This is a genomic window from Sorangium sp. So ce693, from assembly GCF_051521375.1.
Taxonomy (GTDB): domain Bacteria; phylum Myxococcota_A; class Polyangia; order Polyangiales; family Polyangiaceae; genus Sorangium; species Sorangium atrum.
On the sequence record NZ_CP150347.1, the window covers coordinates 10235976 to 10261295 of the forward strand.

Consider the following 25320-nt stretch of genomic DNA (forward strand, 5'->3'; position numbering starts at 1 on the left):
CCTTCGAGCGGCCCCTCTCCCGACGTGGCCCGGCGGCGCGTGACAGCTCCGCCCTCCGCTCCCCTCCGGGAGAGCGGCGAGTCGAGAGGGGCGCGCCGGGCCGATCCAGCAGGCTACGCCGTGATTCGAAGTCCCCTGCACACGAGATCGGAGAGCTGCGCGAGGGACAGGTCGCTCGGGGGTTGCTGGTCCTCTCCGAAGACGTCCTTGTAGGTGAGCGACCGGCCGATGCGGTCCTTGAGCAAGAGCACGAGGTGGATCACGTCCATCGACTTGATCCCCAGGTCGCCCATCAACGTGACGTCAGGCGTGAGCTCGCCGGGCTCCTGGTCGAGATCCGCCATGAGCTCCTCGACGGTCTCGATAACGCAACGCCACACGTCCGCCTTCGTACGTACCTTCATTCTCGCTCCTTTGCTTCCAACCCTTGCTCGGGATGTTCATGGATCGGACGCCCACCGGAGAGCCGCGGCCGCGGCGCGCGGGCGTCCTTTGCTGCCACGCGGGACAGCAGGCTCGCGACGCGGCGCTCGCCGTCGTCGCCGAGACGATACCAGGCGTCGAGCTCACGCTGGTCGAGCATCACGTGCGCGAGCGCCCGCGCCCAGATACCCCAGCTCGCGCTCAGGAAGGAGCGATCGACCGCGTCGACGGCGCCGGCCGTCGCCTCCGCCTCCCGCGGTGCGCCGCTCTCCGGCGGCCCGCCGCCGAACAGCAGGCGATGGATCGCCCCGGGGAAGCGCACGAACCGCTGCTGGAAGCCCTCGACGCGGGCCACCTGCGCCCCGCTGCCGTCGACCATCTCGAACGTCGCCTCCGTGGTGCCCGAGCGCTCGAGGCGGACGTGCCCGCGGCAGCGCACGCGCCCGCCCCGCGGCAGCGACCGCCGATACCAGACGACGCGCCGGGCCTCGAACGGAAACACCCCGAACTGGCGTTCCCCCCGCTCGAGGAGCCAGAACGCGACGAGCTGACCCGTGCAGTCGAGGAGCGCCGGGTCGAGCCGGAGCTCCAGGGCGTCGAGCCCGGGCAGCGCGGTGATCGCCAGCTCGGCCTCGATGCTGCGCTCTCCGACCGCGAGGACGCGCTCGATCCCGCGGTAGGAGCGCCCGTGAAAGGCGAAGCCCGAATAGAAGCGCTCCGCCGACCACGCGCGGGGCGGCAGCGCGCCTGGGTCGGGCGGGAGCGAAGGCGGCGGGGCGGGCAGAGGAGCGGCGGAGACGTGTACCGTGCCCTCGAACGCCAGGTGCCGCCGCGGGCCGCCGACCTCGAACAGCCTCACCCTCACCCGGGCATCGCGCCCGTCCTCGGGCATGCGCTCGGCGTGGACCGCCACCGTGAGCCTCCCTCGGTCGAGCGCCAGCCATCGCCCCGCGCGGATGTCCGAGAAGGACGCGGGCGGCACGCCGGTGAGCCGCCAGGCTGCCTCTGCGAGGATCTCCAGGCTGAGCGTGAACGGAAGCACGGGCAAGTGAGCCCCGCCCGCCCGGCGCTGCGGTGAAGGCGGCCCGAGGCTGTGATCGAGCACGAACGGGTCGCGCCGCCAGTCGAAGCGCCGCTCGGCGTGCAGCTCGCGGCTGTCGAACCGCAAGACATCGCCGAGCAGGGGGCAGCCCGCCTGCGCCGCGGCCTCCGCCGCCGCCGGTTCACTGGGCCGCGCGGCCGACAGCGGCGCCGGGGCGGCGCGGGCGAACCGCGTCACACGCCGGGCCGCCGTGAGGACGCGCGCCTCGCGCTCCCCAGCCTCGGCCATGAGCGCAGCATGGAGCGCGCGGATCGTGAGCGCGCGGCGCGCAGGATCCGCGGCCTGCGCGGCGCCCCCGCCGCGCGGCTCCAGGGCGGGGGCTCGCCCGCGGCTCGCCTCGCGGCCGCCGGGCTCGACCGGCGCGGGGGTGCCCCGCAGCACCGCGTCGCACAGCAGATCGAGCGGCTCGACCCGGATGGCGAGGCCATGGGCGTACAGCTCGCCCACGAGGTGCTTCAGCTGCAGGGTATCGCCCCTGTGCTGGGATGAGGCGGGGACGGCCAGGTGCGGCTTCCCGCGCAGGGTGTCCTCCACGAACGCGGTGAGCCGGTTGTTCGGGCCGGCCTCGATGAACGTCCGTGTCCCGCCGTCGTACAGGTCCTCGATCATCTGGCGAAAACGCACCGGGGAGGACCATTGCGCGGCCAGGAGATCGAGGGCCGCAGACGGCTCGTCCGGCACCGGGCTGCAGGTGGCGCAGCACCGCACCGGCGTATGGGGCACGCCCGTCTTGAAGCGATCGTAATGGACGCGCAGCGCGCGCTGCCACTCGCCGAACAGCGGTGTGTGATAGGCGCGCTCGAAGGGCATCCGTATGCAGACGGCGCCGGCGCCGCCCATCGCGTCCACCGCCGCCTCCACCGCAGGCAGGGTCCCGGCGATCACGACCTGGCTCGGGCAATTGTCCATCGCGATGAACAGCTGGCCCTCGTGGCGCGCCAGCAGCGCGTCGAGGAGGCCCCGGTCGAAGGCGTTGACCGCGACCATGCGCTCGGGGAGCGGCGGCGCGGGCACGGCCCGGCCGCTGAGGCCGATGTGAGCGATGACGTCGCAGAGCGCGCGCCGGGTCGACACCTGGATCGCGCCCGCCGCGATGAGCGCGGCGTGCTCACCGTTGCTGTTGCCCACCATGACGTCGGCGCGCACGCCGAGCGAGAGGAGCATCTCGTGGGAGGCCAGGCTGGCGATCAAACCCACCTGCGCCCCGCGCTCCATGTCGACGAGCCGGCGCTCCCGGGCGAGCCGCTCGCCCTCGCTCGCCGCGGGCTCGCGCGGAAACACGATCTCGCTCGGCGGCGTCTCCCGCGCGCTCGCATACGCTGCGTCGAGGGCGTCGAACCACGCGCGGGAGGCCGGCCAGTGGCAGTAGAGCTGCTCCAGCATCCCCTCGTACTGGGAGCCTTGCCCCGGGAAGAGGAGCGCTACCTGGCCTGCCGGAGCGCCGCTCCCACCATAAATGCCGCTCCGCACGCGAAGGCGGCCCTCCCCCGAGCGCGCGAGCGCGGCCTTGCCGCGCCGGAGCTTGTTCGCGAGATCGCGGCGATCGAGCGCGATGACCGCGAGGCGGCGCTCGGCGACCGGCTGGCGCGCATGGTCGCGCGCCAGCCGGCGCAGGGAGACCGAGGGCTCCGCCTCCGCGCGGGAGATGAGCGCGTCGATCGCGCGCGTCAAGCCCGCGCCGTCAGAGGAGGACAGGAGGAACAGCTCCGCCGTGTCGCGAGCAGGCGCGACAGGGGCCGAATGCGCCCCAGGGGCCTCCGCGCCGCGCGCCTCCTCTGCGATGGATGCCACTCGTGTCAACTGGCTCCCTTGCCTCGATGCGTCCGGGCCGCGGAATGACCGCCCAGGCCCAGCGCGCGCGGAGTCTCCCCGAAAACGATCTCCATCGCAAGGCGAGAAGTGATCTGGACGCAGGGATTCGCCGCGGGGCCCCTCGCGCAATTTTTGCTGTGTGAGCATGTAAGTATGCGAGATATCTTCTGTTTCATGGCTAATGGCGCGACGAAACCTCCCGGAAGCTTTACAATACTTCACAATGGATAAGCCAAAGCGTCATGCCCGCGCACGAGAGTGTTTCGCTGTCCGACTGCGGGATCCGGGACACGGCGAGATCGCCGCGACCGTGAAACGCCGGGTCGAGGTGATCGAGGGTTGACAGACTTTGCATCCGAACCAGAATCCGTACGCCCGATCGCAGTCCCGAATTGGCTGGTCTGCGGCCGGGCGATGCGGGCCCTCGCTGGCTTTCAGGTGTCGTGGAAGGCGCTCGCGCGCCAGGTGCAGACATGAAGAACATCCTTGTCACGGGGGGCGCGGGCTTCATCGGCTCGAACTTCATCCGGTATGTGCTGGCGGAGAGGCCCGGGGTGCAGGTGGTCACCCTCGACGCCTTGACCTATGCGGGGCGCCGCGAGAGCCTGACCGGGCTGCCGGAGCAGCGGCACGCCTTCGTGCACGGCGATATACGCGACAGGGAGCTCGTCGAGCGCCTCCTGTCCGAGCGGCGGATCGACACCATCGTTCATTTTGCTGCGGAGTCCCACGTGGACCGATCGATCGCCGGCCCGGAGGCGTTCATCGAGACGAACGTCGTCGGCACGTTGCGCCTCCTGGAGGCCGCGCGCACCGCGTGGCTCGGCCGCGGCGCCGCGGAAGGCAAGCGCTTTCACCACATCTCCACCGACGAGGTGTTCGGCTCCCTCGGGCCGACCGACGCCGCGTTCCACGAGGGTACACCCTACTCGCCGAACTCGCCCTACGCCGCGTCGAAGGCCGCCAGCGATCACCTGGTCAACGCCTACGTCCACACCTACGGCCTGCCGGCGACCATCACGAACTGCTCCAACAACTACGGCCCGCGGCAGTTCCCCGAGAAGCTCATTCCGCTGATGATCCTGAACGCGCTGACGGGCAAGCCGCTGCCCGTGTACGGCGACGGCGCCCAGGTGCGCGACTGGCTCTACGTCATCGACGGCTGCGAGGCCATCCTGCGCGTCCTCGAGCGCGGCCGCGCCGGACAGAGCTACAACATCGGCGGCGGCAATCAGCCGACCAACCTCGAGATCGTCCATCAGATCTGCGCGTACCTCGACACCCGCTTCCCCGAATCGCCTTATCGGCCGTACAGCAGGCTCCTCCGGTTCGTCCCGGACCGGCCCGGGCACGATCGGCGGTACGCGGTCGACTTCCGGAAGATCGAGCGCGAGCTCGGCTGGCAGCCGCGCTTCTCCCTGGAAGAGGGGCTGCGCGAGACCATTGAGTGGTACCTCGCCAACCCGGAGTGGCTGTCCGCGATCGGGCGGCGCGACGATTACCACGGCTGGATCGAGCGGAACTACACGAAGCGAGGAGTGGACCAGTGAAGGGAATCATTCTCGCCGGGGGCCGCGGCACGCGCCTCCACCCGGTGACCCGGGCCGTGAGCAAGCAGCTCCTGCCGGTCTACAACAAGCCGATGGTCTATTACCCCCTCTCGATACTGATGCTCGCGGGCATCCGGGAGATCCTCGTGATCAGCACGCCGGAGGACCTGCCGCTCTACCAGCGGCTCCTCGGCGATGGCCGGCAGTGGGGCCTCACGCTCGCCTATGCCGAGCAGGACCAGCCGCGCGGGCTCGCCGACGCATTCCGCATCGGCCGCGACTTCGTGGGCGGCCAGCCCGTCGCGCTCGTGCTCGGGGACAATATCTTCTATGGCACTGGGTTCCCGGAGACGCTCCGCCGCGCGGCGCGGCTCGACGTGGGCGCGGTCGCCTTCGCGTACCCCGTGAGCGATCCGCACCGGCACGGGATCGTCGAGCTCGACGCATCAGGGCGCGTGATCAGCCTGGAGGAGAAGCCGCGCGAGCCGCGCAGCCACTTCGCCGTGCCGGGGATGTACTTTTACGACGGCAAGGTGTGCGACATCGCGGCGTCGCTCAAGCCTTCGGCCCGCGGCGAGTACGAGATCACCGATCTCAACTGCGTGTACCTCGCGCGCCGGGAGCTCAGGGTCGAGATGCTCGGGCGGGGCACCGCCTGGCTCGACGCGGGCACGCACGAGTCGCTGCTCCAGGCGTCCAATTTCGTGCAGACGGTCGAGCTGCGCCAGGGGCTGATGATCGCCTGCCCCGAGGAGGTCGCCTACCGCATGGGCTTCATCGGCCGGGAGGCGCTGGCCGCGCTCGCGGACGAGCTGCCAGGCGAGTATTCGGATTATCTGCGCAATCTCTTGAGAGAACACCCCGTGCGCCGCTGGGGCACCGCACCGGTTGAGCCTGCGTGAAACAGCGGGAAGGTTGGAGATGAGTCGGCTCGATATCGTACGCTGGATCGATTTCCGCTCCGTGGTGGATGAGCGCGGAGCGCTGACGTTCATCGAAGGGATGAAGGACATCCCGTTCGAGATCAAGCGGGCCTATTACCTGTACGACGTCCGCCAGGACCGGGGAGGGCACGCCCACCGCGACACGCAGCAGGTCATCGTCCCGCTCGCGGGGCGCTTCGTCCTCGAGCTCTCGGACGGGGTGGAGAGCCGGCGGTTCGCGCTCGACTCCCCCACGCGAGGGGTCCACATCGTGCCCATGCTCTTCATCCGGTTGCTCGACTTCGCGCCCGGCACCGTCGTCCTCGTTCTGGCGAATACCCATTACGACAAGTCCCGCTCGATCCGGTCCTGGGAGGAGTACGTGCAGGAGGTGAGGGGAGCGTGACGGCGCGCGCGACGCGGCCGCAGGGCGGCGCTCGCGGCGCCCTGCGCCGCGAGCGGCTCGGGCGGCGCACCGGCGAGGAGAGCGTCGAATGAAGGTCCTGCTCCTCGGCAACTCCAGCCTTGCGCGGAGACGCGTGCTGCCGGCTCTCGCGCGCCTCGGCGTGCGCGACATCGATGTCGCGTCGGTCTCCCGGAGCGCCGACGTCGCCTTGCCGCCCGGCGCGGCGGGCCGCTGCTACGACGACTACCGCGCGGCGCTTGCGCGCAGCGACGCCGCGCTCGTGTACGTGTCGACGATCAACTCCACCCACGAGGAGCTCGCCGAGCGCGCCCTCCAGAGGGGCTTTCACGTCGTCGTCGACAAGCCGGCTTGCCTGTCGGCCGAGGCCTCTCGCCGCCTCGTGCGGCTCGCCCGCAAGCAGGGGCGGTGCCTCGCGGAGGCCACGGTCTACGGGTATCACCCGCTCTACCGCGAGGTCCGCCGGATCTTCGGCGACACCGGCCGCTCGCCCACGCGGCTCACGGCGACGTTCAGCTTTCCTCCTCTGCCGGCGGACAACTACCGTTACCGCGCCGCGCTCGGCGGCGGATCGCTGCTCGATCTCGGGCCGTACGCGGTCACCCTCGGGCGGCTCTTCTTCGCCTCCGCGGCGCCGGAGTCGATCGCTTGCCGCGTCGTCGAGCGCGCCGGCGAGGTCGAGTCGTCTTTCAGCGTGCTCATGACCTTTCCGGGCGGCCGCTCCATGGTCGGCCATTACGGGATGACCACCGGATACCAGAACCGCCTGGAGGTCCTCGGCCCGGACGTGGTCGTGACCATCGACCGTGCGTTCTCGCCCCCCGCCGATCAACCCATCCAGCTCGGCGTGAGCGAGCGCAACCATCGGCGGACGGTCGATGTCTCCACGGCGGACAGCTTCGCGGAGTTCTTCCGCAGCGTCTTCGAGGCCATCGCGCGCGGCGAGCACGAAGAGTTCGCCAGGGATCTGCTGGCCGACGCGATCCTCCTCGATGAGCTGCGCCGCGCGGCGCTCTGAGCGCGCGGCCTCACCGACCGCGCCCCCTCGACTTCGAGCGCGCTCTAACTCTTACCGTGCTCCGCCAGAGGTGCTCCTCGAGGGCTGGACCAGAGGACAACGGAGGACTCGCTGCGCGCGCCGTACTCGGCGAACGTCATCACCACCTGTCCTCGACCGCCTCCACCCGCACCTCGCAGGCGCCATCGCCCCTGAGCGGCGACTTCGTCTCTTGCGCGCGGAACCGCGTCCCCATCTTGAACAGCCCGCCATACGTCTCGGCGTCGATCGGCCGCGCCGTCCCGAAATCGACGCGGTGCAGGAGCTGCATGATCGCGAGCGCCGTCCCCTGTTGAAACAGGAGCCGCCCCCGCGCCGTGGACCCATGCTTCATGGCGTAATACGCGCTCTCGTGCGTGATCGGCGCCCGCAGCACCAGCGCCCGGCCCGGCTGGAACTCCGGCGCGGAGAGCGCCCCCCAGCCGAGCGCGCGGGCGAGCCCGAGCAGCTGCTCGAGGCGCTCGTGCTGATCCCTGCCCACCGGACCGCACGCCGCCTCGAACGACGAGGACGAGAGCATCCCCCCGAGCAGGTGGAACGCGCCCGTCTGCGCCGCCTCCCGCACGAGCGCCTCGAACACAGGGACGAGCTCGGGAGACCGCCGCTCGATGAGGTGCACCGTGTCGAACGTCTTCTGATCGATGTACCCCACCGGCACGAGCGCCAGGTTCACCCCGTACGCCGAGATGAGCCCGCGCTCGTCGGACCGCAGCGCCCCGAGCTCCTCGAGCATCGCGCCCTCGACGCGCTGCGCACGCGAGAGCGGCCCGCCGTCGGGCTCCCAGCGCACCCGCGCCGACTCGATCTGCTTGCGCGTCAGCGCCTCGCCGAAGCGCGGCCGCTCCGACCGCCGCGTCAGCAGGAAGGTGCAGGCCGCGTCGCCCCGCGCGACGCACGTCACCTCGTCGGCGTCGAGCCGCCCCCAGTCGGACGGGAACGCGAGGCTCGCCGCGGCCGCGCAGTAGCCCGAGGCGAACGCGTCCACCGCCAGCCGGTTCTGGACGCGACCGCCGTACTTCGCGAGGAAGCTCGTCCCGTGGAAGAGCGAGTCCGCGTGCACCACGCCGCCCTCCGCGCTCACCTCGAACCGTAGCCGCCCCTGCCCCATCGCGGCGAACAGCTCGCCCGCGAGCTCGAGCTTCTCCCGCGGCGACGCCCCGTGGCGGTCCTCGTACAGCGGCTCGAGCAGCGCGTGCGCCGCCTCGAACGCCGCCTGCCGGCGCACGCCGCGGCTCTCCCCGCCGAGCGCGTCGAAGATCGTCTGCTCCAGGAAGAGCGCGAAGTGGTGCGAGTGCGCGACCACCAGCTGATCGGCCACGTGGAGCAGGCCGTGCGGGAGGATCGGGCCGACCAGATCGCCGAGCGGGCCCTCGATGCGGCCCCGCAGGCCGTGCCGGAGCGCCGTCACAGGAGCCTCCGGAGCGCGGCGCGCTCCAGGCCGAGGATGTCCGCGACCGCCGTCTCGACGAGCACCATCGCCTCCGCGCCGAGCCCGTCGGGGTGCTCGAGCGCGAGCGGCGTCAGCCCGGCGCGCAGGGCGAGCCGGAGCCGCGCCACGTGAGGCTCCGGCGCGCGCGCCTCGAGCAGCGCGAGCAGCCGCTGGATCCGCGCGACCTCGGCCGACGGCGGATCGACGGGCGGCGGCGTCCCGCCGGTCCGGCGCGCCGGGATGCTGGACGAGCCCCTCGGCGGCGCAGACCGCGCGACGCCCCGCACGAGATCGTCGACCGTGTCCGCGCTGAGCGGCTCCTCGAAGAGCCCCGACGGGTCGCTCAGCATCTCCTCGGGCGGCTCCTCGAGCGGCAGCTCGGGCGCGAGCGTCGCGGCGAGCCGCTGCGCCACGAGCCGCGCCATGCCGAGCGGCATCGTGGCGTCGAACAGGCTCGCGACGACGCACGCGCGGACGCGGCGCAGCAGGACGGTCCGGCCGCTCAGCTCCAGCGTGACCACCGGGTCCGGGAGCTCCTCCCCGCGGCCCTGCGAGCGCGGCGGCTTGCTCGACGATCGCGCGCCGCGGCTCCGGGCGGGCCGGATCGAGCCCTCCCGCTCCGGGACGAGCCGCTGCGCGGCGAGCTGGCTGCCGAGGTACGCGTCGCGCAGCCCCGCGGCCACGTCGCTCGGAGAGAGGGCCGCGCCCTCCCGGACGAACACGGCGTGGACGCGCGCGTCGCCGAGGTGGAACACGACGATGGCGTCGAGGCCGCCGACGCCGTAGCCGAGGCCGTCGAGCGCGATCGGCGCGAGCGGGTCGTCGTCGTCCAGCGCGCCCGCGACGGCCGCGACGCCACGACCGAACGAGGGCTCGCCGTGCTCCGCGCTCACCCGACGACCCCGACCGCGGCGTCGAGCGCGTGCCGGCACGCGATCCGGACGGCGTGCGCCTCGCGCGGCGTGAGCGGGCCCGGGCGCATCAGGCCGACGATGTACGCGGCGGAGCGCACCTGGAAGCCGATGAGCTGGAAGAACGGCCCGTCGCCGACGCAGAGCTCGAAGCGCTGCGACGGGGCGCCGGGCAGCGCCGCGACGAGCGAGCCGATCGCCGACGCGATGAGGCCCGAGGCGGCGAGCCTCGCCTCCGTGTCGCGGATCGCGCCGGCGAACGGGAGCCCGGCCGCGTCCGCGAGGAACACGTCCGTGGCGCCCGTCGCCTCGGCGATCCACTCGATCACCCGCTCGCAGCGCGCGACCGGCCCGCCCGCCGCGGCGAGGTCCGGGAAGCGCGGCGCGCGGCCCGCCGAGAGCGCCTCGATGGCGCCGTCGAGCCGCTCCTCGAGGGGCTCGCGCGCCGCCGCGAACGAGGGCGGCGAGCCCAGAGGCCGCAGGTCGAGCGGCGCGCCGCGGCGCGAGTCGACGTCGTCGGCGGACGAGGGCAGCGCGCCCCGGAGCCCGAGCTCGCCGCCCACGCCGGGGCTCGACAGGGGGCTCGACAGGGGCAGGAGGTCGCTCGAGGGCGCGAGCTCCTCGAACGACGGCGAGAGCGGCGACGAGGACATCGGCTCGGGCTCCGCCCGCGAGGGCGGCGGCCGCGACTCGAACGACACGAGCGGCTCGACTGCGGGCGCGACCGACGCGGCCCGCGGCCTCCGCGACTTCGACCGCTTGACCAGCGCCGCCGCGGTGACGACGGCGCCGTCGACATCAAAGGAGGAGCGAGATCGGGCCATCGTCGTCGTCCGGCGAGGTGGGGTCCAGGCGAACCAGCACGTCGTTCGCGAGCTGATCGAAGACACGCGCGAGCGGCGGAGGGCGCTTCTGCATGAGCAGGAGCGGCGCCCCGCGGAGAGACGCCTCGAGGAACGCCTCGTCGCGCGGGATGACCGTATCGAGGATGATCCCGTCGGGGAACTTCGTCCAGAGCGTCTCGGCCACGTCGAGCGACGCGGACGCCTGCCGGTCGAACATCGACAGCACCATGCCGAGCAGCGACAGGTGCGGGTTCTTCTCGGCGCGGACGCGATCGATCACCGCGAGCAGCTGGCCGATCGAGCGGAGCGCGAGCGGCTCGGCCTGGAGCGGCAGGAGCGCGTGCGTCGCCACCTCGAGCGCCCGCGTCGTGACCTTGCCGAGCCCCGCGGGGCAATCGACGACCACGATGTCGAAGTCGGGCGAGAGCCGCGCGAGAACGCTCGGGAGCACCGGCCCGCGGGCGAGCGCGTCCTCGAAGCCCGCGACGGTCGTGGGATCGACCCGGCCGACGGTGAGCACCTGGAGCTGCGGCTCGCGCGTCCGGAGCAGCACGGACTCGAGCCGCTCGGCGCCCGTGAGCAGCTCCGCGACGCCCGGCCGCGCGCGGTCGGCGAGGCCGAGCGACAGCCCGAGGCTCCCCTGCGCGTCGAGCTCCAGGATCAACGCGCGGTTGCCCGCGCGCCCAAGGGCGAGCCCGAGGTTGAGGGAAATCGTGGTCTTTCCGACGCCGCCCTTCTGGCTCGCGACCGCGATGACGTGCATGGACTCCCTGCCGGCGCGCTGTCATGGCGCCCGGGGGCCATCCTAACAGGACGGGTGCGGCTGAGAACTAGTCCCGTCCCTGACGAGCGCGAACTAGAGCAGCGAGATCCGCTTCATCAGCGTGCCGCACAGATCGCTCTGGGGGTTGCGCTCGCGCTCGATCTTGAGGCCGGCGCGGAAGATCTTGTCGGCGCTCTCGACGTTGCCGAGCACGACGTGGCAGAGCCCGAGGAGCTCGTGATCGCCGGGATCGCCGTGGATCGACACGAGCTCGGTCAGCGCGGGGACCGCGGCGCGGTGGGCGTCGATCATCGCCTCGGTCGGCGTCGACGGGACGCCCTTGGCGAGGATCATGAGCCGCAGCACCTGGCGCTGATCCTCGGGGCGCTGCTTGAGGAACTCCGGCTTCTGGAAGAGATCGCGGTACCCCCGGTAGGCCGCGTCGAGGTCGCCACCGCGCGCGAGGGCGACGATGGTCTTGACCGCCTGGACGAGCGTCTCATTCGGCATGACGAGACGATACACGGCCCCGCGCCCCGCGGCGAGACCGCCGCTGCGCCGGCGCGGCGTGTCGCCGAAAAGCCGCGCGCGTGGACGTCGCGCGCTTCCGTCACCGTCGTCTGCGCGCGCGGCGCCCGGCAAAGCGGCGCTTGCGGCCGCTGTACGGCGTGGTAGTCGCGTTGAGCTCGGTTGCCCATGCGCTGGTCGTCCCTCTGTTGCCTCTCCGCGATTGCCCTCGCCGCGCCTGCGGCGCTCGGGCAGCCTGAGCCGCGCGCCGAGGCGCCCGTGGCGCCGCAGATCCTCGAGCACGTGGACCCGGAGTACCCGCCCGAGCGGCTCGCGGAGGGCGTCGACACGACGGTCACGCTGTTCGTCACGGTCGAGAAGGACGGCACGGTCAGCGACGCGGTCGTGGCCGAGTCCGGGGGCGCGGCGTTCGATGACGCGGCCATGAAGGCCGTGCGGAGGTGGCGTTTCTCGCCGGCCATGCGCGGCGGCACGCCGCTGCGGGCGCGGATCCGGGTGCCGTTCCACTTCGCGCCGGGCCCCCACGAGCAGCAACCCGCGCCGACGCAGACCGAGGCGCCGAAGGCGGCGGATCGCCCGGCGGCGCCCCCGCCGCCCCGGCCGGCGGCGCCGAAGCCGGTGGAGTTCGCCGGGGGCGTCGCGGGCCCGCACGCCGTCGCCGAGCCCGGCAAGCCGATCGAGATCCACGTGCAGGGCCGCCCGAACCCGCCGCGCCGCGCCGCGAGCGACTTCCGGATCGGCCGCGCGGCGCTCTCCGCCGCGCCGCACGCGACCGCCGCGGATCTGCTCCGCACGGCGCCCGGCGTCCACGTCGCGCACCCCGAGGGCGAGGCGGTCGCGCAGCGCATCTTCCTCCGCGGGTTCGACGCGGAGCACGGCCAGGACGTCGAGCTCCGCGTCGGGCAGATCCCGCTGAACCAGCGCTCGCACCTCCATGGCCAGGGCTACGCGGATCTCAGCGTGATCATCCCGGAGGTGGTGCGGTCGCTCCGCGTCGTCGAGGGCGTCTACGACCCGCAGCAGGGCGACTTCGCGGTCGCGGGCAGCGCGTACTTCGACCTCGGCGTCGAGGAGCGCGGGCTGCTGCTCAAGGGCACGCTCGGCTCGTTCGGCACGCGGCGGCTGCTCGCGCTCTGGGCGCCGGAGGGCCAGTCGGAGGACACGTTCGGGGCCGCCGTGGTGCGCACGACCGACGGCTTCGGCGACGGGACGCGCGGGGCGATCTCCGGGGGCGCCGTCGGCCAGTACCGCGTGCCGCTGCCGGACGAGTACTCGGCGCTGCTGCACGTCGCGGCCCACGGCGGCCGCGCGAACCTCGCGGGCGTGCTCCGGCGCGACGACATCGAGGCGGGGCGCGTCGGCTTCCACGACGCCTACCCGGATCTCGCGGCCCGCGCGCAGTCGGCCGCGTCGACGCGGCTTCAGCTCGCGCTGAGCGTCGAGCGGTCCGACGACGACGGCTCTCAGAAGAGCGCCTGGCTCTGGGCGGCGACGACCGGGTACCGGAGCCGGATGAACTTCACCGGCTACACGCAGCGCTCGCGCCGGCGGCCCGAGTGGGTCGGCAGGGGCGACCTCATCGAGCAGGCGAACCAGGACGCGGCGCTCGGCGGCGGCATCGCTTACCGCACGCCGCGGATCCCGCTCGCGTCCTGGCTCTCCGGCCAGGTCGCCGTCGGCGCCGAGGTGCAGACCGACGGCATCGACCAGGCGCAGAACCTGCTCCAGCCGCCGCAGAACGAGACGTGGGATCAGCGCGTCGACGCGTCGATCCAGCTGACCGGGATCGGCGCCCACGCCGACGCGCTGCTCGAGCTGTCGCATTACGCGCGCCTCCGCGGCGGCCTGCGCGCCGACCTGCTCGTCTTCGACGTGGACGACCGCATCGGCAACTTCATCCCGGCGGCGCAGAAGGAGACGCACATCGAGGGGTTCCGTCGCACGGCGGCGGGCCTGGCCGCCGGCCCGCGGGTGACGCTGGAGCTCGATCCGCTGCCCGCCCTGCGCGTCTCCGCCTCGTACGGGCACGGCTACCGCTCGCCGCAGGCGCGGCTGCTCGAGGACGGGGACAACGCGCCGTTCGCGACCGTGAGGAGCTACGAGGCCGGCGCCACGCTGCGCCCCGGCGGTGGCCTCAGCGTGACCGCGGCCGCGTACGAGACGCGCCTCTCCTACGACCTCGCGTTCGACGCGGCGGAGGGCGCGCTCGTGCGCATCGGCCGGACGACCCGCCGCGGGCTCGTCGCCTACCTGCAGGCCGCGCCGAGCCCCACGCTCACGGCGGGCGTGAGCGCGACGCTCGTCCACGCCACGCTGGACGAGCCGCCCCCGCCCACGCCAGAGAACCCGTCGCCGCCGTACGTGAAGGGACAGCAGCTCCCGTTCGTGCCGCCCGTCGTGGTGCGGGCCGACCTCGCGCTGAAGCGGCCCGTCTTCACGATCGCCGGCGCGCCCGTCGAGGGTCGGCTCGGCTACGGCGCGACGTTCCTCTCCCCGCGGCCGCTGCCGTACGCGCAGACCGCCGCGCCGGTCTTCGTGGTGGACGCGTCCCTCTCTCTCCGGCGGAGCCTGCGCGTCGGCCGCGACGCCGCGCAGGGCGGCCCCTGGATCGAGGTCGGGGTCGAGGCGCAGAACCTGCTCGACGCCGAGTACGCCGACGCCGAGTACTCGTTCAAGTCGACCTGGCCCGGCGCCGGGGGCGCGTCGCAGCCGTCGATCCCCTCGGAGCTGCCGGCCCGGCACATCAGCGCCGGGTCGCCGCGCTCGATCCTCGCGAACGTGACGCTCTCGCTATGAACGCCCCGAACCTCTCCCCTGGCGCGCGCCGCCTCCTCGCCGCTGTCCTCCTGGGGTCGCCCGCGTTGTCCGCATCCGCCTGCGCCGGCACCGGCCAGCCCGAGGTCACGTACGCGGCGCACGCCGAGGCCGACGTCCCCGGGGAGATCGCCGCGGGCGCGTGGACGATCGCGCTCGACGAGGCGACGGTCGCCTTCGGCCCGGCCTACTTCTGCGCAGCGGACTCCGGCGCGTCGACGCTGTGCGAGACCGCGATCGCCGAACTGACCACGATCACGCGCGTGAACCTGCTCGACCCCGCGCCGCAGCCGCTCGGCCTGGTCCACGGCTTCGAGGGCGAGATCCGGAGCGTGTCGTTCAACTACGGCATCCACTGGTTCTCGACCGAGTCGTCGCCCACGCCGGCGCCGGAGGCTCCCGGCGTCAGCTCCGTCCACCTGCGCGGGCGCGCGACGCGGGGCGCGGAGGCGCTCGACTTCGAGGCCGACGTCGACGCCGTGCCGCAGCGCCAGGGGCTGCTCGCGGTGCCGAGCCTCGCGGTCGCCGCGAGCGTCGGCGCCGCGCCGGTCCGCCTCGCGGTCCGCTTCGACGTCGTGGACGAGTGGCTCGCGAGCGTCGATTTCGACGCCCTGGCCGAGGGAGGAGCGACCCGGGTCGCCATCGCGCCGGGGTCGCCCGCGCACCAGCGGCTGCGCTACGACATGATCGCGGTGCACCGGCCGCAGTTCCTCTGGTCGACGTCGCCATGAGGCGGTCTCCGTGAGCCGCCGTCCGGCCCGCGCGACGGCCGCAGCGCGGCGACGGCCTGGCCGGAGCCCCGCCTGCAGGTGGCGAGCGCGCTGGCTCGTGGCGCTCGCGCTCGCGGCGCAGCTGTGCAGCCTGACGCACGCGTTGCTCGTCCGGCACGCCCGCTGCGAGCACGGCGAGCTCGTCCACGCGGCGACGATCGCAGCCGCCGCGGCGACGCTTCACGCCGAGCGCCGTCCTCCCAGCGACCAGCCCGGCGCGCCCGGAGCGCGGCCCGGCGGGGGTGACGACCTGTGCGACGCGCTCGCCCCGCGCCACGAGGGCGACGAGCACTGCGACGCGTTCGCGCTGCGCGGCCAGCTCGGCGCGCCCGCGCACCGCGTGGCAGAGGCCACGCTGCTCGAGGTCGTCCGCCTCGCCTCGATCCGGCCCTCGCCCGAGGTCCGACCCATCCCCTTGCTGATCCTGGCGCCGAAGAGCTCCCCGCCGGCGGCCTGAGCATCTCACGAGGCCAGAGGGTGATGCGGGCGCTGGGCGCGCGAGGAGCGCGGGCCTGCGCTCGCCGGGCGCGTTCGTGCGCGCTCGTCGGGATTTCGAGACGACTCAGGAGCTTGATCATGATGCAGAGACTGAAGGTGACAGGGTTCATGGTGGCGGCGTGCGCGCTCGCGCCCGTCGCCGGGTGCGGCGATGAAAGCGGCGCGACGTCCGAGACCGGCGCCGTGCAGATCTTCGTGGAGCCGGAGGACACCATCCCCGAGGGCCTGGAGCCGGGCACGGGGGAGGAGAACATCGCGGACGGCTGGAAGGTCACGTACGACCGGTTCCTCGTGACGATCGGCAACGTGCGCGCGGCGCGCTCGGATGCCGAGGAGACGCTCGGCGATGCATCGGTGTTCGTGCTCGACCTCAAGAACGCCCCGGCGACGAGGTACGTGATCGCGAATTTCCAGGACGTGAGCGCGGTGCGCTGGGACCGCTTCGGGTTCGACCTCCCGAACGCGAAGGCGGGGGTGAAGACGCTGCCGCCCACCACGGCGGCCGACGTCGACCTCATGGTCGAGGGCGGCTATTCGCTGTTCTTCGAGGGATCCATCGAGAAGGCGGACGGCGAGTCGTGCCCGCCGCCCGGCGGCGCGTGCGTCCCCGCGGCTCGGGTGCGCTTCAGCTGGGGCCTCTCGGCCGGGACGTCGTTCGACGATTGCGCGACCGAGGACGGGATCAACGGGTTCAGCGTGCCGACCAGCGGCACGGTCGCGGTGAAGCCGACCATCCACGGCGACCACTGGTTCTTCGACAACATCACCGCGGGCGTGGAGCTGACCAAGCGCTACGCGCAGTACATCGCGGACAGCGATCTCGACGGCGACGGGGAGACGACGATCGACGAGCTCAAGCAGGTGAACGCCGCCGATGTCTTCGGCGACGAGTACAACCTCGCCGGCGCGTCCGGCGGCCCGATCGAGACGGCGTACGACTACGTGGTCGCGCAGGCGCGCACGCTCGGCGACTTCCAGGGTGACGGAGAGTGCCCGAGGCGCGCCGTGCTGCCCTGATCGGGTGAAGGCGGAGGGCTGCGCCGATCGCGCCCCGCTTCGCTTTACCGCCTCTCCTTTTCAAGCACGGCGCTATGCCGGGCCGAGCTGACAGGCGCTCGTACACCCGTCGTCGTCAGCCGTGTTGCCGTCGTCACATTGCTCCCACTCCGGGTCCACAACGCCGTCTCCGCACACCGCGCCGGCGCTCGCGCCCCCCTCGCCCCCCGCTGCGCGTAGCTGGCAGTCGCTCGTACACCCGTCGTCGTCAGCCGTGTTGCCGTCGTCGCATTGCTCCCACTCCGGGTCCACCACGCCGTCTCCGCACACCGCGCCGGCGCTCGCGCCCCCCTCGCCCCCCGCTGCGCGTAGCTGGCAGTCGCTCGAGCACGCATCTCCATCCGCCGTGTTGCCGTCGTCGCATTGCTCCCACTCCGGGTCCACCACGCCGTCTCCGCACACCGCGCCGGCGCTCGCCCCGCCCGCGCCCCCCGCTGCGCGTAGCTGGCAGTCGCTCGAGCACGCATCTCCATCCGCCGTGTTGCCGTCGTCGCATTGCTCCCACTCCAGGTCCACCACGCCGTCTCCGCACACCGAGCCGGCGCTCGCCCCGCCCACGGCGCTGCCTCCGGCCGCGCAGTCTGTCGAGGAGGAACAACATTCGACACACGCCCCCGTGCCCGAGCTCTCCTCTGGCGAGTCGACTCCTTCGATGAAGCGCACCTCGCACGCGGCCTGCATCAAGAACAGCCCTGCGACGGCGAGCAGCGGACGGCGCGAAAGAAGATGATGACGCATGACTCTCCCTCTCGAAGCGAAGCCGAGTTGTGCCTCGCTCTGGTAAGTGGACGCGAGCTCCCCTCCGTGGCTCACCAAAATCAACGATTCAGAAGGATCCGGCGACTCAGAAGCTCACCTGCAGGCCGAGGCTCGGGAGCAGCGCCGGGCGCCCGGTGCGGCCCACCTCCACACCAGCGATGGTGAAGACAGGCTGTCTTGCGAGCACGAGGACGTCGAGCGCCGCGTGGGCGGCGAGGTACGGCAGGACGCGGGCGCCGACGCCGGCCCCTGCGGAGACGCCGGCGGTGAGCCAGTCCTGACGCCGGTCGCGATAAGGAGGGTTCGCCCGGCCGGCAACCGTCACATGATAGACGCCCGCGCCGAGCGAGATCACCGGCTGGATCCGCCACGCCTCGGGGCCGGCGGCGTACGCCAGGCCGATCATGGCCGCGGTCTGCCGCAGCGCCACGCGCCCGCCGGGAGCGTCGAGGTTCCTGGCCACGACGGCCGGCACGAGGGTCCCACGCAGGGAGACGCCGGCCGCCAGATCGTATCCCACGCGGAAGTAGGGCCCGGGGACGACCCCGACGTCGCCGGCGAGCGCTGCCAGCCCCGCCTCGACGCTCAGCCGGTGCTCGTCGGACGTGGGCGCCGTGGGCGCCCGGGGCGCGGCGCTCCCGGGGTCGAGCCGCCCGGGCGCGGCCGACCCGCGCGCGGCCCGGGATCCGCCCGCAGGCGCGGCCGCCCCGCTCGCCGCCGTGGCTCGATCCGTGGGCGCGACGGCCGCTCGCGGCTGCAGCAGCGCCGCGTCGAGCGCGATGGCCTCGCGCCCCGCCGGCGCGGCCGCGTCGGCGATCCATTGCGCCACCCGTTCGGGCAGCTCGCGCCGCTGCTCGCCGCTCAGCTCGAGCAGGCTGGCCCGGAGCAGCTCCGCCGACCGCACGGCGAGATCGCTCGCCGCGTTGCTGGCACCGGGGACGCCGAGCTCGACGCGGCGGACCAGCGTCTCCTTCGTCGCGTGATCCGCGATCCACGCGTCGGCGACGGCGCCGCGGTCGGTCTCGAGGATGGCGATGGCCGCGAACACGCCGTCCGCGCCCTCGATCTGCGCGCGCCCGTCGACGCCCGGCGCGCCCTCGAGCGAGCGGACCGAGAAGCCCACGGCGCGCAGCTCGCCCGCGAGGCGCACCGTGGCCTCCTCGACGACCTTCCCTGCGTGCGGCGCGCGCACCACGATCACGCCGATCTCCTCCGCGGCGCTCGCCTCCCGGGACACGAAGAGCGCGGCGCACAGCGCAAGGGCAAGCCCGAACCCGCTGCGCCTCATGGGCGGCGGAGGATCGCCGCCGCGGCGGCCGCGAACGCCCCGCGCGGGTGGCGCGCGAGGTACTGCTCGGCGATCGGCCGGGCCGCGCCGTCGCCCTGGGAGGCGCGCAGCACGATCATCTTCCGCCCGAGCGCCTCGGCTGCGAGCGAGCCGGCCGGCGACTCGGCGAGGTACCGATCGTACCAGTCGATGGCCGCCGCGGGCGAGCCCGCCTCCGCGATGCGACCGAGGAGGAACGCCGCCGAGCGCGCCTCGGGCGAGCCGGGGAAGCGCGAGCGCTCGGCGAGCAGCGCGCGCCGCGCGAGGTCGTTCCGCCCCGTGTAGCGCGCAGCATCGGCCAGCGCGGCGATCTCCGGGAGCGGGCTCGCGGCGATCGTCGCGTCGATGCCCCGCGCCTCCGCCACCGCGATCGCCCCGGCGAAGTCGCCGCGGGCAACATGCTCGCTGCAGCTCCCCGAGGCGGGCGCAGGCGCCGCGGGCGCGCGGACCGCAGCCGAAGCTGGCGCGAGCGTCGCCATCGGATCGGTCGCTACCGGCGCTCCCGCCGCGACCGGCGCTCCCGCCGCGGCCGGCGCTCCCGCCGCGACCGGCGCTCCCGCCGCGGCCGGCGCTCCCGCCGCGACGGGCGCTCCCGCCGCGACGGGCGCTCCCACCGCGACCGGCGCTCCCACCGCGACCGGCGCTCCCGCCGTGGCTGCCCCGCCCATCTCGGCCGGCGCCCCGGCGTCCTCCAGCATGCCCATCTCGGCCGGCGCCCTGGCGTCCTCCAGCACGTCGGTCCTCGCCGGCGCGTCGGCTTCGCGCAGCCCGCCTCCTTCTGGCGCACGCGCGCCGGCGGCGCTCAGGTCCGCGATCGTGAGCTCGCCGCGGACCACGTCGGCGACCAGGCGCTGGCCGCCCTGGAGCGCCACGCCGCCCGAGGCGAGCGGGCCGCGGACCGCGACCGAGCCGCTCTGCATGGTCAGCTCGAGCCGCTCGCGCTCCCAGCTCAGGTCGAACTCCGTGCCCGTCACCCTGACGGTGAACGGCCCTGCCGCCGCGACCCACTCGGCCTCGGGCAGGTGCGCGACCCGGAAGTGCGCGGCGCCGCCCTCGATGTGGATCTGCGCGCCGCGCGCCGTCACGGCGGTGATGCGCCCGCGCGCCCCCGGCGCGAAGCGGACGGTCGTCCCCTCGCTGAAGCGCGCCGTCGCCCCGCTGGTCCCCCCGCGCACGTAGGTGTCCGCGAGCGCCGCGCCGTCGGCGCGTTCTCCCGGCGCGACACCGTCGACCTGGTACGACAGGCGCGCCGCCGGACGCAGCGCCCAGAGGCCCAGGATCACGAGCAGCGGCGCGAGCGCCGCCGGCAGGAGCCAGCGCCGCCGCGGCGCGAGCGGCAACACGGGGCGCTCGACCTCGTCGATCAGCCGCGCGCGGCCGCGGGCGAGCGCGCGGTCCGCCGGCGAGGCCGCCCCCGCCTCGCGCGCCAGCGCCGCGAGCCGCCGCAGGGCGACCTCCGGCGACACCCCGGGCTTCGGATCAGCCATCGCTCGCCTCCTCCACCGGCTCGACGTAGGCCGCGAGGAGCGGATCCCGCTCGGCCATCGCGTGGACGCGCGCGGTCACCTTGGCCAGGTGGCGCTTGGCCGTGGCCAGGGACATCCCGCTCGCCTGCGCGGTCTCCGCGAGCTCCAGCCCCTCGATGTGCCGCAGCACGAAGAGGAGCCGCGCCCTGTCGTCCAGCCTGTCGAGCAGCGCGTAGAGCCGCGCGACCGCCTCGCGCGCGCCCTCGTCGACGCCCTCGGCCGGCTCGTCCGGCAGCACGCCGCTGTCGGTGAGCGAGAACCAGCGCCGGAACCGCCGGCGCCGCAGCGCCGACCGCGCGACGCGCACGGCGATGCCGAGGAGGAACGGCCGCAGCGCCCCGGGATCCCGCAGGTTCTTCACCTCCCGGAAGAACTGCAGGAACGTCTCCTGGGCGTGGTCCTCGACGTCGCCGCCGGGCCCGAGCACGCGGCGGAGCAGGCCGTGCACCAGGGCGCCGTAGCGGTCCCAGACGGCGCCGGCGGCGCCTGGCTGGCCCTCGGCTGCCGCGCGGGCGAGGCCGGCGTCGTCCAGATCGGCCAGGGGGCTGGCGCGGACGAGGGTGAGCCGGGGGGCGAGGGCTGCGCTGGGCAAGACCACGGGAGCTGGAATAGGTGGTCGCGAGCGGGTCCCGGTGGCTCATAAAACGACGAGCGGGCGACCCCCGCACGCGCCCCGCGCAGAGGGAGGCGCCGCTCCACCAGGGAGGCGACGGGAGCGGGAGCTGTCAGCTGCTCGACGGTCCACACTCGTTCCCATCTACGTCATCGGGGACAGCGTCGTCGAAGGCTCGACGACCGCGCGCATCGCCGGCCCCGGTATCGACGAGCTCGCGCCCACCACCGCCATCAACCTGCGACAAAACCGCCGAGGTGCTCTCCACGAGGCGCCCGTCGCGGGGAAGGCGTAGCTCCGCGCGCTGCGGCTCGCGCTCGCTGGCAGCCGTGGTCTTTCGCCTCCTAACGCAACAATCACCGACCCAACAAGGGCTACCGGCGATGCGCCCCCGCGAAGACTGACTTCAAAGCCCATCCGAGCGACATCGGATCACGCCTGTCTCCGCCGCTCAACAGAGGGATTGGCAGCATTCGTCAGTCATCAGCCGCGACTCAGAGTCACAGCCGTCTCCCTCCGATGCGCTGGGCAGCACGAGATCGTCATCGGGATCCCTGCGCGCGCAAGCAGCCGCAGCAGCGTATCCCTCTTGCCCTTGAGCTCGCCCTCACGTAGGCCCTTGAGCTCGCCCTCACGTAGGCCCGCGAGCTTGCTGCGATCCATGAGCTCCCGCACGAACGGAAACCTCGCCTCGTCTTCGATCTGCCGCTCCATGACCAACGCCTCCAGAGCCCGCCGCATGGGCTCACGCAACCCGCTCCAGATGACCTGAAAGTAGACCATGGCGTGCTCCTGGTCGAGCCGACCCAGCGCAACGAGCGCAGCCTGGAGCACGGCGAACCCGTTCGGCCCATTGCCGTGCGCCACCGCCGAGAGCACGGCCAGCTCGGCGTCCTTCTCCGCGTCCGCTGGGTCGGTGATCTCGGGGACGACAGCCGGACCGAGCACCAGCGGCTCGACATGGCCGAGGCCCAGGCCGAGGTCGATGCTCTCCGCCGCCCAGGCGGCCACGCCGGCGTCCGGTGCGATCACGAGCACGACCGTGCCGCAGCGCTTCTTGGCGCGCACGACCGTTACGTACGTCGGCCACGAGAACTTCTTGTCCGGATCCATGTCGCGCTGGACCTCGATGACGATCGCCAGCACGAGCGCGCCGCTCGCGTCTCGAAGCTCGAGCACCAGATCCGCGCGGAACTCGACCGGGATGAGCTGATCGAGCGACGACTCGACCACCCCGACCGAGGCGTGTGACGGCACCTCGAGGTGGAAGAGCGTCGCGAGCCAGTGGGGCGCGAGCTCGGGGTGCTCGCGGAACGAATATGCGGTGGCGAACCGTCGCGATCCGTCACTTTCGTCGAGATTTCGGGGGAGCGTGACGACGGATCGCAGCCCCTCGGAAGGCGCAGGCCCAACGTGGGCCCAGCCGGCGAGCCTGGGACGTGTTGAGCTCGCGCCGGCCGACCCGTCACCTCGATCTGCGCTGGTTGACTCGCTCGCCCGCACGCTGAGCCGCGCTGTCGCGCTCGGTGATATAGAGGCCGCCCGGGTGGTTCACGAGGCGATCGGTCGGCTGCTCGGGCTGTCGGCGGCATCGAAGGGGCGAGCAAGGTCGCGCCGACAGTAGCAGGCTGCATAGACGAGGCACCGAGGTAGGACAGACGCGGAGAGCCGCGGAGGCCGAGCCACGTCGGCACGGTCCGCTTCGTCCTGGCTCTGCCGGGGCCTGGGTACCGCCGACCCCTGGCAGCGCAACGGGCCGACGACGCGCCGCGCTCGATCAACGACCTCGCGAGGTCCGAGAAGCCCTGCGACGCGGCGAAGGCCACCCCAACATCACCGCCGCGGAGAGGCATAACGTGCTCTTGATGGGTACGATGGGCTCCGGTCGAGCCGGAGGGCCCAGGCCCATGCGGTTGTGCCTATCTTAGAAGCTCCCGCCGCTCAGCGCGCCCGCCTTCAAGCTTCGTCCGCCTTCCGCATTGCAGCCCGCACCGCTGCCGCCGCCTTCTTGTCTTTCACGATCCTCTCCAGCCACACCCGCCGGATCCGCATCATCGACTCATCCGGCAGGCCCAGCTCGGCCAGTGCCGCCTGGCCCTGCCCCTGCTCGGCCGAGATCACAAGCTGTGCGTACTCGCCCGCTGTGATCGGCCCGCGCTCCTTCTCGAGTGCCGCCACGTAGGCCGCGTCGTACGCTGACAGGAGCTTCTTCTTCCGGCGCGCGATCTCGTCCTGGATCTCGTCAAGCCACTGTTCGTGCAGCGACTGCCAATTTTTCGGCGTGAGCTTCTCCGCTTTGAGGATGGTGTCGCAGTCCGCCGGCCGCTGCGCGAGCTTGGCCGCAATGACTGCGCAACGCTCGATGGGGTAGGCCGCGAGAGGCGGTGCGGGCTCCTCCGGCGCGGGGAGCGGACCAGGCTTTTTCGCCTGGGTGTCAGGCTCGGGCGCCTCCTCTGCCGAGGGCTCCATCGCCCCCATGTCTGGCCTCGCCAGTGGGCCGAGCATGGCAGGAGGGGCGGGCTCCTTTGCCGTCAGGGGCGGAGACCTCGCATCGCGCTCAGGCGCAGGCGGCGCGCGCAGCGCAGGCGACAGCGCTGGAGGGATCGCGACAAGCGGCGGACGCAGCACCTTGTCAGGAGCCTCTGCTGGCTCCGCCCCTCGCGGCGAAGACTCTGCTTGATGACGTAGCGCAGGCTCAGCTCGCTCGCCCTGCACGAATGGCAACGCGGGTTTCGCGGCGACCAGTGAAGCCGCGCTGGTGGCAGTGGGCGCATCGGCGGGCGGCTGCGCCGCGGCTGCCGGAGTGGGTACCGCGGCTGCTCGTGGCGCGGCCTGAACGAACGCAGCGGCCGCGGCCTCGAGGTGCTGGGCCCGACTCGACGGGGGTACCGCGGCCGCCGGCGGCGCGGACTGCACGAAGGGGGGGACTGCGAGGCGCTGCGCCGGGCTCGACGGGGGAGCAGGTTGGCCCGCGGGCACTGTGGCGAACGGTAGGGCCAGCCGGGAGACGGCGAGATCCTGATTCACGTCCAACGGCAGGGTGCAGACCTCAGGGTCATCCTCGTTGTGCACGGCACTATCGCCATCGTGCGCCTGGTCGTAGAGCGCTTGGAGCCCGATCTCGCTCATCGCGCCGCCGCCGGCCCGGCCGCTCGCGAGCCCCACTCCAGAACTGCTGGCCACGCCCTCGCCGTCGTTACTTACGAGGGTCGGATAAGGCCCCGCCAGCGCGACCAGGATCTGCCCGGCCTCTTGCGGCTCTCGGAGCGGGACCTGGCCGCGCCAGGTCACCGTGCAGATGCAGCGGTCGGTGTTGATCCAGAGCAGATCGGGCCACATGGCGACGCCCTGCGAGGGCTCGCCGGGGCGGTCGACGTAGGCGCGGGGGTGGAGCCCCGGGAGGCTCGTGACGAGGTGCGGGTGCTCGGGGTGGAGATGCTCGAGGATGAGCCGCTCGTCATTGCGGAGCGCGGTGGTCTGCTGGTCGACCGGCGCGGCGTTGAAGTAGCTGATGTCGAGGTCCGGGGGCAGGGGCTGACGGTGCCAGTCGTTGCCGGGGAACGTGGCCGCGTAGCGCCCCAGCTTCTGCCGGCGGGTGGGCCATCCGGAGGCAACGGGTCCAAATCCCACGGGCTCGATGACGTCGTCCGGCCCGATGACGACAACGCCTGGACGCTGGAGGTTGGGGAGGTTGCGTCGCCCGTGGATGTCGCGAGCATGGGGGGGCATGCCGACGGGGTTGGAGGTGCCGGGGCCGCCGCCCGCATACTCCCAGAGCAGCGGCATCCTGGTGAAACGCGAGCTCTGATCGAGGACGCCGTGCTGCGTGAAGCTGCGAGTTCCGTAGACCTCGATGGCCTTGTCGATGTCATTCACGATCACGCGGGCAGTGAGGGATCGGACTGCCGTGCCGTTGGGCGAGAAGGCGTGGCCAACGAGGACGACGTCCGCCCGGGCGCGGTGGGGGACGAAGTCGGAGGCCGCATAGAGACTCCAGCACGCGTCGTCGCGCCAGTGGCGGTCGGATAGGTGGAGCGGCTCCTGCTCGGCCGCGAGGGCACACACACCGGGGTACAGCTTGAACGTGCTTTTACAGACGAACGTCTGCATCCAGGCGCCTGGATGGGGTTGCCACACGACCAGGCCAACGGGGAGCTGCGAAAGGGAGACGACCTTCACTCCGCCGGCGA

21 protein-coding genes are annotated in these 25320 nt (G+C 73.0%); 8 read left to right on the top strand and 13 right to left on the bottom strand.

Annotated features, from left to right (window positions below):
• Positions 1–113 precede the first annotated feature (113 nt).
• On the bottom strand, positions 114–404 hold the full coding sequence (locus WMF14_RS38215; protein WP_272104098.1) for an acyl carrier protein: 291 nt from the start codon (positions 402–404) through the stop codon (positions 114–116).
• Positions 401–3316 carry an acyltransferase domain-containing protein gene (locus tag WMF14_RS38220; RefSeq protein WP_437794495.1) on the bottom strand — a complete coding sequence of 972 codons (2916 nt, stop codon included), beginning with the start codon at positions 3314–3316 and terminating at the stop codon, positions 401–403. The genes WMF14_RS38215 and WMF14_RS38220 overlap by 4 nt, the downstream gene beginning before the upstream one ends.
• Before the next feature lie 494 nt (positions 3317–3810).
• Here WMF14_RS38220 and rfbB point away from each other — a divergent pair, with 494 nt between their 5' ends.
• The 4 genes from rfbB to WMF14_RS38240 all read left to right on the top strand — a co-directional run bounded on the left by rfbB (position 3811) and on the right by WMF14_RS38240 (position 7252).
• The gene (gene rfbB / locus WMF14_RS38225) at positions 3811–4887 is read left to right on the top strand and encodes a dTDP-glucose 4,6-dehydratase (RefSeq protein WP_272104095.1); all 1077 of its coding nucleotides are present in this window, start codon (positions 3811–3813) and stop codon (positions 4885–4887) included.
• Positions 4884–5789 carry a glucose-1-phosphate thymidylyltransferase RfbA gene (rfbA, locus tag WMF14_RS38230; RefSeq protein WP_437794498.1) on the top strand — a complete coding sequence of 302 codons (906 nt, stop codon included), beginning with the start codon at positions 4884–4886 and terminating at the stop codon, positions 5787–5789. Before rfbB ends, rfbA begins: the two co-directional genes overlap by 4 nt.
• Positions 5790–5808: 19 nt before the next feature.
• The gene (locus WMF14_RS38235) at positions 5809–6216 is read left to right on the top strand and encodes a sugar 3,4-ketoisomerase (protein WP_272104092.1); all 408 of its coding nucleotides are present in this window, start codon (positions 5809–5811) and stop codon (positions 6214–6216) included.
• A gap of 88 nt (positions 6217–6304) precedes the next feature.
• Positions 6305–7252 (top strand): Gfo/Idh/MocA family protein, encoded by a 948-nt coding sequence (locus WMF14_RS38240; protein ID WP_272104091.1) that lies wholly within the window; start codon positions 6305–6307, stop codon positions 7250–7252.
• A gap of 139 nt (positions 7253–7391) precedes the next feature.
• Here the strand turns inward: WMF14_RS38240 and WMF14_RS38245 are convergent, their stop codons facing one another.
• From WMF14_RS38245 to WMF14_RS38265, 5 genes are all read right to left on the bottom strand, one after another.
• Positions 7392–8699 (bottom strand): hypothetical protein, encoded by a 1308-nt coding sequence (locus WMF14_RS38245; protein WP_272104089.1) that lies wholly within the window; start codon positions 8697–8699, stop codon positions 7392–7394.
• Entirely contained in the window at positions 8696–9613 is a 918-nt protein-coding gene (locus tag WMF14_RS38250; protein WP_437794503.1) for a hypothetical protein, read from the bottom strand. The genes WMF14_RS38245 and WMF14_RS38250 overlap by 4 nt, the downstream gene beginning before the upstream one ends.
• A complete protein-coding gene (locus WMF14_RS38255) occupies positions 9610–10455 on the bottom strand; it encodes a hypothetical protein (RefSeq protein WP_437794505.1) in 846 nt (281 codons plus the stop codon). Before WMF14_RS38255 ends, WMF14_RS38250 begins: the two co-directional genes overlap by 4 nt.
• Positions 10430–11239, bottom strand: coding sequence for a ParA family protein (locus tag WMF14_RS38260; RefSeq protein WP_272104085.1), 810 nt, complete (start codon positions 11237–11239; stop codon positions 10430–10432). Before WMF14_RS38260 ends, WMF14_RS38255 begins: the two co-directional genes overlap by 26 nt.
• Before the next feature lie 93 nt (positions 11240–11332).
• Positions 11333–11749, bottom strand: a complete 417-nt coding sequence (locus tag WMF14_RS38265) for a hypothetical protein (protein ID WP_272104084.1) — start codon at positions 11747–11749, stop codon at positions 11333–11335.
• A 186-nt stretch (positions 11750–11935) separates the two neighbouring features.
• On the opposite strand from WMF14_RS38265, the gene WMF14_RS38270 reads away from it, so the two are divergent.
• The 4 genes from WMF14_RS38270 (at position 11936) to WMF14_RS38285 (ending at position 16866) form a co-directional block, all read left to right on the top strand.
• Positions 11936–14563 (top strand): TonB family protein, encoded by a 2628-nt coding sequence (locus WMF14_RS38270; protein WP_437794507.1) that lies wholly within the window; start codon positions 11936–11938, stop codon positions 14561–14563.
• Positions 14560–15312 (top strand): hypothetical protein, encoded by a 753-nt coding sequence (locus tag WMF14_RS38275; RefSeq protein ID WP_272104081.1) that lies wholly within the window; start codon positions 14560–14562, stop codon positions 15310–15312. The genes WMF14_RS38270 and WMF14_RS38275 overlap by 4 nt, the downstream gene beginning before the upstream one ends.
• Before the next feature lie 10 nt (positions 15313–15322).
• Positions 15323–15808: a hypothetical protein gene (locus tag WMF14_RS38280; protein WP_437794510.1), complete on the top strand. Its 486-nt coding sequence runs from the start codon at positions 15323–15325 to the stop codon at positions 15806–15808.
• A gap of 119 nt (positions 15809–15927) precedes the next feature.
• Positions 15928–16866 (top strand): hypothetical protein, encoded by a 939-nt coding sequence (locus WMF14_RS38285; protein ID WP_437794513.1) that lies wholly within the window; start codon positions 15928–15930, stop codon positions 16864–16866.
• 72 nt (positions 16867–16938) lie between these two features.
• On the opposite strand, the gene WMF14_RS38290 is transcribed toward WMF14_RS38285, so the two are convergent.
• The 6 genes from WMF14_RS38290 to WMF14_RS38315 all read right to left on the bottom strand — a co-directional run bounded on the left by WMF14_RS38290 (position 16939) and on the right by WMF14_RS38315 (position 25240).
• A complete protein-coding gene (locus tag WMF14_RS38290) occupies positions 16939–17463 on the bottom strand; it encodes a DUF4215 domain-containing protein (protein ID WP_437794515.1) in 525 nt (174 codons plus the stop codon).
• A gap of 286 nt (positions 17464–17749) precedes the next feature.
• Positions 17750–18952, bottom strand: a complete 1203-nt coding sequence (locus tag WMF14_RS38295; protein WP_437794517.1) for a hypothetical protein — start codon at positions 18950–18952, stop codon at positions 17750–17752.
• Positions 18949–20478 carry a tetratricopeptide repeat protein gene (locus tag WMF14_RS38300; protein WP_437794520.1) on the bottom strand — a complete coding sequence of 510 codons (1530 nt, stop codon included), beginning with the start codon at positions 20476–20478 and terminating at the stop codon, positions 18949–18951. The genes WMF14_RS38295 and WMF14_RS38300 overlap by 4 nt, the downstream gene beginning before the upstream one ends.
• Positions 20471–21115 (bottom strand): RNA polymerase sigma factor, encoded by a 645-nt coding sequence (locus WMF14_RS38305; protein WP_437794522.1) that lies wholly within the window; start codon positions 21113–21115, stop codon positions 20471–20473. The genes WMF14_RS38300 and WMF14_RS38305 overlap by 8 nt, the downstream gene beginning before the upstream one ends.
• A 498-nt stretch (positions 21116–21613) precedes the next feature.
• Complete coding sequence (locus WMF14_RS38310; protein ID WP_437794525.1) at positions 21614–22387, bottom strand: hypothetical protein; 774 nt, start codon at positions 22385–22387, stop codon at positions 21614–21616.
• Positions 22388–23086: 699 nt separating this feature from the next.
• Positions 23087–25240: a DUF2169 family type VI secretion system accessory protein gene (locus tag WMF14_RS38315; protein ID WP_437794527.1), complete on the bottom strand. Its 2154-nt coding sequence runs from the start codon at positions 25238–25240 to the stop codon at positions 23087–23089.
• Positions 25241–25320 lie beyond the last annotated feature (80 nt).